6 protein-coding genes and 1 pseudogene are annotated in these 7,674 nt (G+C 43.1%); 6 read left to right on the top strand and 1 reads right to left on the bottom strand.

Features of this window, described 5'->3' with window-relative positions:
• Nucleotides 1-154: 154 nt before the first annotated feature.
• Nucleotides 155-1,096 (top strand): transporter substrate-binding domain-containing protein, encoded by a 942-nt coding sequence (locus ABHN01_RS05175; protein ID WP_429874661.1) that lies wholly within the window; start codon nt 155-157, stop codon nt 1,094-1,096.
• Nucleotides 1,097-1,662: 566 nt separating this feature from the next.
• On the opposite strand, the gene ABHN01_RS05170 is transcribed toward ABHN01_RS05175, so the two are convergent.
• Nucleotides 1,663-2,457: a peptidoglycan-binding protein gene (locus ABHN01_RS05170; RefSeq protein WP_429874660.1), complete on the bottom strand. Its 795-nt coding sequence runs from the start codon at nt 2,455-2,457 to the stop codon at nt 1,663-1,665.
• Nucleotides 2,458-2,976: 519 nt separating this feature from the next.
• Here ABHN01_RS05170 and ABHN01_RS05165 point away from each other — a divergent pair.
• The 5 genes and pseudogenes from ABHN01_RS05165 (at nt 2,977) to ABHN01_RS05145 (ending at nt 7,658) form a co-directional block, all read left to right on the top strand.
• Nucleotides 2,977-3,468 (top strand): 5-bromo-4-chloroindolyl phosphate hydrolysis family protein, encoded by a 492-nt coding sequence (locus ABHN01_RS05165; protein WP_429874659.1) that lies wholly within the window; start codon nt 2,977-2,979, stop codon nt 3,466-3,468.
• The gene (locus ABHN01_RS05160) at nt 3,449-3,640 is read left to right on the top strand and encodes a 5-bromo-4-chloroindolyl phosphate hydrolysis family protein (RefSeq protein ID WP_429874669.1); all 192 of its coding nucleotides are present in this window, start codon (nt 3,449-3,451) and stop codon (nt 3,638-3,640) included. Before ABHN01_RS05165 ends, ABHN01_RS05160 begins: the two co-directional genes overlap by 20 nt.
• Entirely contained in the window at nt 3,630-4,805 is a 1,176-nt protein-coding gene (locus tag ABHN01_RS05155) for a toxic anion resistance protein (protein ID WP_429874658.1), read from the top strand. The genes ABHN01_RS05160 and ABHN01_RS05155 overlap by 11 nt, the downstream gene beginning before the upstream one ends.
• 133 nt (nt 4,806-4,938) lie before the next feature.
• Nucleotides 4,939-5,358 (top strand): annotated as a pseudogene (locus ABHN01_RS05150) (cupin domain-containing protein); the annotation flags it as partial.
• 242 nt (nt 5,359-5,600) lie between these two features.
• Entirely contained in the window at nt 5,601-7,658 is a 2,058-nt protein-coding gene (locus ABHN01_RS05145) for a BglG family transcription antiterminator (RefSeq protein ID WP_429874657.1), read from the top strand.
• The last annotated feature ends 16 nt before the right edge of the window (nt 7,659-7,674 follow it).

Raw genomic sequence — 7,674 nt, 5'->3', positions numbered from 1 at the left:
AACTTTTCGGGGTCACTTCAGAGGCTGTGCTTTTTTAATATAGGACTTTACTCTTCAGACCAATGAACCATTTTGTTGAATTTTCTGAAAAAAGATGTATTTGTCCCTTTGCTCTATGAATAATGAATGTATCTCATAGAATGGAGGAAGTCATATGAAAAAGTCATTGGTCATAAAGTGGCTGGTCGTTTTGAGTTTTCTTGCCTGTGTTTTTTTGGCCGGAATGCGTTTTAGCTCGGCCACAAAAGATGCGGGTGAAGTGGAATGGAACGGCAGCCAGCTGAGTTCGATGGAGGTTAATGGCAAGCCTTATGTGTCTGCAGAAGAACTGGCTCAAGCCACGGGTTCTGAGCTTCATAAAGGACGACATCATTATACCGTTTCTTCGCGGCTTGACCGCATCATGAAAAAAGGCGTCATCCGGGTAGGCACGACAGGGGACTATAAGCCGTTTACCTTTTACAACAAAGACACGAAGAAGTTTGAGGGGTACGATATAGAAGCCGCAGAGTTAATGGCGAAGGACCTTGGAGTTAAGGTCAAGTTTGTAAAAACGTCATGGCCGACACTCATGAATGATTTGCTCGATGATAAGTTTGATATCGCAGCAGGGGGAATCAGCCGCAATACGGAGCGCCAAAAGACGGCACAGTTGACCCGGCCTTATATGAATGAAGGGAAGTCACCATTAATTCGTGAGGCGGATAAGGAGAAGTATACAAGTCTTAAAGCGATCGATCAGCCGGACGTTACCATAGGAGTAAATCCTGGAGGAACGAACCAAAAGTTCGTGGACGCCAACATAAAGCAGGCGAAAGTGGTAGTCGTTGAAAACAATTTAGAGATTCCCCGCATGGTCGCAGAGGGGAAAGTCGACGTCATGATTACCGACAGTACCGAGGCGATGTACTACGCAAGCATTGATCCAAGACTGTTTGCGGCACTTACGGATAAAACCTTTACAAAAAGCCAGAAAGGTTACATGATTCCGAGAGGTGATTCAGTATTTGAAAACTGGGTCAACCTATGGATGGACGAAATGGAGCTTCAAGGTGAGTTTAATCGCCTAAAGGAAAAATATATCTATAATAAGTAGTTAAATACGCGCCAATCTCCTCAAAATACGCGCCAATCCCATTTTGACGCAGAAAAAGCTGATCCTTTCCAAGGGTCAGCTTTTTCCGATGATTGATCACATCTTGAGGTGTGGTATCCCACGGAAACGAAGGTTCCTTGGGGCCCTTCCTCATTATCGTAATCCAATCCGGGAGCTACAAATTGAAGGTCTCGTTCAAACCGCCAAAAAAAACTCCCGATGCCATGGCAAAAAAGCCCGAACGCATATGCGCTGCGTTCCTGTCAGCCCCTGAGGAGTCTGAAACCTGCCGGCAGCTTCATGCCGGGCGATGTACCGATTATATATTCCATTTTTCTTTAAGGTGAGAACGTCATGGGAAAACTTTCCTTTTTCTTTCTTTGTAAGGCACAGTGCATTTTTTCTGATGCTGTATTTCGTCACCAACGCATATCTCTGCTTTCGATATCGCTTTTTTAGTGCATTGCCTTCAAGATACTAAGCAGGTATGTGAAGCATTGATACGAAAAAAGCTTAAAAAATCCCGGGTATCCAAACGGAAGCCCCAGGATTTATTGTTCAAACGTTTATTTCTCGTAAACTGTTACTTTTATGTCTTTACGGCCCCAATTGATTGCATCGCCATGGTCTGGAATGAACACATCAATCATCTTTCCGTTGATTCCGCCGCCAGTGTCTGCAGCAATGGCTGTGCCGTATCCTTCAACAACTACTTTGGATCCAAGTGGAATAACATTTGGGTCCACTGCGACTACCTTGCCGTCATTGTATTTTTTCAGATCAATGCCCATGCGGGTTTTGCCGGAACAGCCATCACAATCTGCAGTATAGGCAGAGCTGTTTACCGTTAAGGTTCTTGTTGAGTAGGCAGGGCTCTTTTGGCGAAGCTTTTGATAGGTTTTTGGCCCGGCGATGCCATCGGCTGCCAGTCCTTGTTTTTTCTGAAATGAAGCTACAGCCGATACGGTGGTGTCACCGTAGATGCCATCCACTGTAGAGCTGTATGAATCCCAAGCTTTTAATAAACGCTGTAATTCAATGACGGGTTTTCCCATATCACCTTTACGCAATACTTTAATTTTTCTGATCGTATCTGATCCTGCAACACCATCCACTTTTAAACGTGACTGCTCTTGAAAACGTTCAACCGCGCCTTTCGTAATCGGTCCATAGTAACCCGTAGACGTATGGTAAGGAAAAACTCCTTTAACCATTAAATAGTCTTGTAATTGTTTTACGTCGCTATTGTTTGATCCCTGAGAAAGCATCTGGCTGCCAAGAGCAGCGCTGCTGTGTCCTGGAAAAAACAAGCCGGTAAAGAGGACTGCCATCATCAACAATCCCATTAGTTTTTTCAACATCATGGTTTCCCCCTAAAAATTTTTGATTCATGTAAACCCTCTAGTTTTTTCGCTAAGAAATGACAAAATAGGGGGAAATCTTGAATAAACGCTTCTATTTTCCTATGAAGATGACAATAAAATCCATTCTGCTGTTTGCGGCAATTTCCAGCGGGGTATTTAGTCCAAAAAAGTGAAAATAAAAAAAGACTGCCCTATATCGAGTCAGTCGGTTACCCTATAAGTAAAAAAATGGATATGCATGGTTTATAACAATGCGCCCATCACCACCGTCGAGTAATAGTCGCCGTTTATATACGTGTCCTTTCGGATCAATCCTTCCACTTGAACACCGTTCGGTGCCTGGCACCGCGAACTACGTCTTAAGTCTTAGTTTTTTTACGTTTATGGGGCAATAGAGATGTTCAATTTAATCATGTATGGTAGAGAAAGAGGAAAAGTAAATATTTTCAAAAATGAAACTCAATGTTTGTTCTATTCGTAGTATTAGAAAAGACATGATGTCAGGAGTCGATTCACATGAACTGGTTTTTATCCTTATTCGTCAAGGTGATCAGTGCCATTAATACGATGGTCATCGTCTGGCTGCTTTCCTTTTTTGCGTTTGATCAGTCTTTCTTGTTTTCAAGTGCCCTTGCGGCGGGGGGAGCGGTGATCGGCTTTCTCATGGCCGCCATGCTATGGAATTACCGTATGCTGCGAAATTATAAGCTGACCCGCAGTGAATTTAAATATATCAAGAAAAATTTAGCTGAAGCAAAACCAAAGATCTACAGACTGCACAAGACCCTGTTTTCCATCCGGGACATCCCGACCTTGAAACAGAGGATGGAACTGACGAAGGTCACAAGAAAAATATACAGTATGACCAAAAGGGACCCAAGACGTTTTTTCCAGGCGGAGCGTTTTTACTTTTCCCATTTGGATTCAGCCGTTGAGCTGACGGAAAAAATACGCGTTCCTTTCTGGACAGCCGAAGAAAAACTGGGAGATTCAGGATTCTCTTGCTGAAACAAGAAGGACGTTGAAGGAACTTACCGAATACATTGAAGAAGACCTTTACCACATGATCGCTGATGATGTGGATCAGCTGAAATTCGAACTGGATGTGGCGAAGCATTCGATAAAAAAGCTGAAAGATTCAAAATTAGAAACGAAAGCAGGAGATTATAATGAGCGATAATACGTCCCCTCTCTATAATCATGACGATAAATTGGATATTATGAACGATTTGCTCTCCAATCCGTTCGGTGGCAATGAAAAGCAGGAACTAAAGGTGGAAGGGCACGAGAAGCAAAAGAGGCTGGTCGACGTTCTGCCTGAGGAAAACAAAGCAAAAGCCTTTCAGCTGGCCGAACAGATCGATCCGAAGAACCACCAGGCGATGATTACATATGGAACGCCGGCACAGTCTAAATTGCTGTCCTTTTCCAACGCGATGCTCGATCAGGTCAAGAAGCAGGATGTCGGGCAGGTCGGAGAAATCATCCATGACCTGATGAAAAAGCTTAAATATGTAAATCCTGAGGAGCTGCAGTCGAACAAGCCGTCCTTGATCGGAAGAATGTTTGGGAAAATATCTGGTTCTGTTCAAGAGGTGTTGTCCAAGTATCAGAAGACCGGGGCCCAGATCGACCGGATCAGTGTCAAACTCGACAGCAGTAAGAACGTGCTGCTTGCCGATATTGTCATGCTTGAAAAATTGTATGAGCACAATAAAGAATATTTTCAGGCACTGAATGTCTATATCGCTGCGGGCGAACTGAAGCTGGAGGAACTGAACGGGAAGATCATCCCTGCGCTTCGTAAAGAAGCCGAAGCAACGAACGATCAGATGAAGTATCAGGAAGTCAATGATATGGTGCAGTTCGCCGACCGGCTGGACAAGCGCCTTCATGACTTGAAATTGAGCCGGGAGATCACGATCCAAAGCGCACCGCAGATCCGTTTGATTCAAAATACGAATCAGGCGCTGGTCGAAAAGATCCAGTCTTCCATCATGACTGCGATTCCGCTTTGGAAAAATCAAGTGGCGATCGCCCTAACCCTGCTTCGCCAGCGAGGTGCGGTAGAGGCACAGAAGCAGGTCTCCAAAACAACGAACGAACTTCTCTTGAAAAATGCCGAGATGCTTAAAGCAAACACGATTGAAACGGCTAAGGAGAACGAGCGAGGATTGATCGATATTGAAACGCTGAAGAAAACGCAGGAAAACCTCCTTACTACATTAGAAGAAACATTGCGCATCCAGGAGGAAGGCCGGCATAAACGCCGTCTGGCTGAAAATGAATTGGTTCAGATGGAAACGGGTTTGAGGCAGAAGCTGCTGGAGATCAAAGGAGAATAACCAATCAAAGGCTGTACCACCCGGTGGTACAGCCTTTTATAAATATGTGAATAATCTTTGTGGAATTCCCCTCTTATCCATGGAATATAACAGGTATAGGATCTGTATCAATTTTGGTTAATGGGGGTCTGCTATGCCGAGGTTTGGTTTTGTTCCAGACAATTCAAATCTGAAGAAGACAAGTGGATCACCCAATCTCTTTTTTGATTCCAAAAGCAATGTCTTTTTTTTAAGAGATGAATAGAATGTGGCATTTGAAGTGACGTCTACTCAGCTGCCCATGGTCTGCGGAGCGTTCGTCAACCTCTTTATGACAAATGGGCATATGGGTGAACCGCATGGGCATCCGAACGCGTGGGAACTCGACGTTGTGGTATCAGGAAAGGCGATGGTAGCCATTGTCGACCCGAATTCCAAAAAGCTGCATAACTACCACGCCAAACCAGGTCAGGTGGTATTTATCCCCATGGCATGGTGGCATTGGATCACACCGGTTTCGGACGATTTGCATCTGCACCTCTTCTTTAACCAATCGGTGGCCGAATCACGTGAACGGGTGTTAGATATTGAGTGACCAGCCTGTATCCTATGAAAGGATGCAGGTTTATTTTATTTACCGAATATTTATTTTACAGCCTTTAAAAATACTTGTACAATTCTAGATTAACAGATGGGCAATTTAACATAATCTTATCTCATCACAACTTTGTAAGTTGAAGATAACACTTTTTGTAGTCAATAAGTATCCAAAATGTAAGCGCTTTAAAATATGATGGATACAGGAGGGATGATGACGTGCAACTGGAAGAACGGCCGGCCTTATTGTTAAATCAGCTTTCTGCACTTAACAGACCAACCATGTCGCAGCTTATGGATCAGACCCATTTGACCAAGCGGCAGATTACGTACGATCTTGAAAAAATTAATGAATGGCTGAAGATTCGGAGTCTTCCTTCTATCTCTTATAAACGAAGAACATGGATCGAGGTTCCGGAACGAGTCATTGATTATGCGGGCAAGCAGTTAACGGGAGAGTCTTTTATTTTTACGGAAGAAGAAAGGCTTTATTCCATCTTTTTATTCCTGTTTATCAGAAAAGAGTATATCTCGTCTGCTCACTTTATCTCTCTCCTGAAGGTCAGTAAAAACACAGTAATTGCGGATGTGAAAAAGGCGAATGACAGGATCAGCCCGTTCCTTGTGAAAATTCATTACACAAGGGAACGGGGATACCACTTAAAGGGAACCGAGCTTGATAAAAGGGTCCTGTTAATGAATCATTTAACCAGACTTTTTCAGAAGCCGTCGGGTAAAAAAATAATTGAATATCTCATAACAAAAGCAGGTTATGAGCTTAGAGTGGATGAAATAACCACTCTTCTACAGTCGCTTGAACGGGATTTCAATCTTCAATTTGTGGAAGAACGCCTGCACCAGTTCGCTCATTTTCTACAATTCTATTATATCCGGCTTCTGGAAAAAAAGGTGGTCCGTCTTCATCCTGATGAGATTGAGATTCTTAAACAAGACAGGTTAATAGAAACAGCCAAACAAATCGTTCACCTATTAGAGTTGGATACCGTCGAATCAGAATTGGCCTACCTTGTCATTCAGTTATTAGGACTTTCATTGGGAAATGCATCTGCTGTACAGGATGATTATGATCTGTTGCTGCAAATATGTGAAAGGCTGGTCACAGACTTTGAATCCAAGGCATGCATCTCATTTGAAGAAAAGAATACAGTCGTTGAAACACTCTATCAGCATCTGAAACCCGCTTACTACCGGATGAAGTACCGAATACCCATCCACAATCCTTTGCTTATTCAGATCAGAGAAGAACACAGGGAACTATATACGATTGTAAAGGAACTGCTTGAGCCCGTTGAAATCCTTCTCAATATCTCTATACCCGAGGAAGAAGCAGGGTTTATTACCATCCATTTTGGAGCTTTGCTCGAAAAACCGAAGCACATTGCAGCTAGAAAAAAGAGAGCATGGGTGGTTTGTCCGAGTGGAATAAGTTCCTCACTGATGGTAAAGCACCAGCTCGAGTCCCTGTTTTCAGAGATCACGATTGACCGTACGATGTCATTGCAGGAATTTAAAAAGGATCAGAGCTCCAATTTTGATCTTATTTTCTCGACTGTACAGCTTCCGACAAAAAAACGCTATTTCCTTGTCAAACCGATCATGACGCCCGTTGAAAAAAGTACGCTTATCAATGATGTTTATCAATTTTTATTTGGGATCCAATATGAGCCGGTTTCAACAAAAGACATCCTTACTATTGTTGAAGGTTTTGGGGAGATCCATGATAAAGCAGGTTTGACCGAGGCTTTAAATCAATTTATGTTTCAAAAAAGGACCAACGTAAACAGGAGGAACAGACCAGTGCTAAGTGACTTAATTACAAATGATACCATCCAATTTGCGGAACAGCTCCCAGACTGGGAGGAAGCGATAAAGGAGGCAGCCCAGCCGCTTCTTATTAAAGGGGTAATAGAGTCTTCCTACATTGATGCCATGATCGAAAACGTACACACCATGGGCCCTTATGTCATTTTGGGCCAAGAAATTGCTATTCCGCATGCACGCCCGGAAATGGGAGTGAATCAGGTAGGTATGAGTTTTCTTAAACTTGAGCGGCCAGTCTATTTTTTGAACGATGAGAAGCATCCTGTGTCCTTATTGTTCTGTATAGCTGCGATCGATAATACGACCCACTTGCAGGCTCTGTCACAGCTTACAAAACTTTTAAGCAATAAAGACAATGTAAAAAGATTAAAAGCTATGAAAAACATAGATGAAATCATGGAGCTTATTCATGAATATTCCAAAGCGGTGCAGTAAAAAAAGGAGGGACTAG

The sequence above is a fragment of the Fictibacillus sp. NRS-1165 genome, assembly GCF_050468105.1.
Taxonomy (GTDB): Bacteria; Bacillota; Bacilli; order Bacillales; family Fictibacillaceae; genus Fictibacillus_C; species Fictibacillus_C terrinigri.
Note: the sequence above shows the minus strand (reverse complement) of the source record. Positions and strands in the feature narration are given on the sequence as shown.

What these genes read in the sequence shown, in the direction of transcription:
- ABHN01_RS05175 (WP_429874661.1), top strand. Translation starts at nt 155, where the DNA reads ATGAAAAAGTCATTGGTCATAAAGTGGCTGGTCGTTTTGAGTTTTCTT.
- ABHN01_RS05170 (WP_429874660.1), bottom strand. Translation starts at nt 2,457, where the DNA reads ATGTTGAAAAAACTAATGGGATTGTTGATGATGGCAGTCCTCTTTACC.
- ABHN01_RS05165 (WP_429874659.1), top strand. Translation starts at nt 2,977, where the DNA reads ATGAACTGGTTTTTATCCTTATTCGTCAAGGTGATCAGTGCCATTAAT.
- ABHN01_RS05155 (WP_429874658.1), top strand. Translation starts at nt 3,630, where the DNA reads ATGAGCGATAATACGTCCCCTCTCTATAATCATGACGATAAATTGGAT.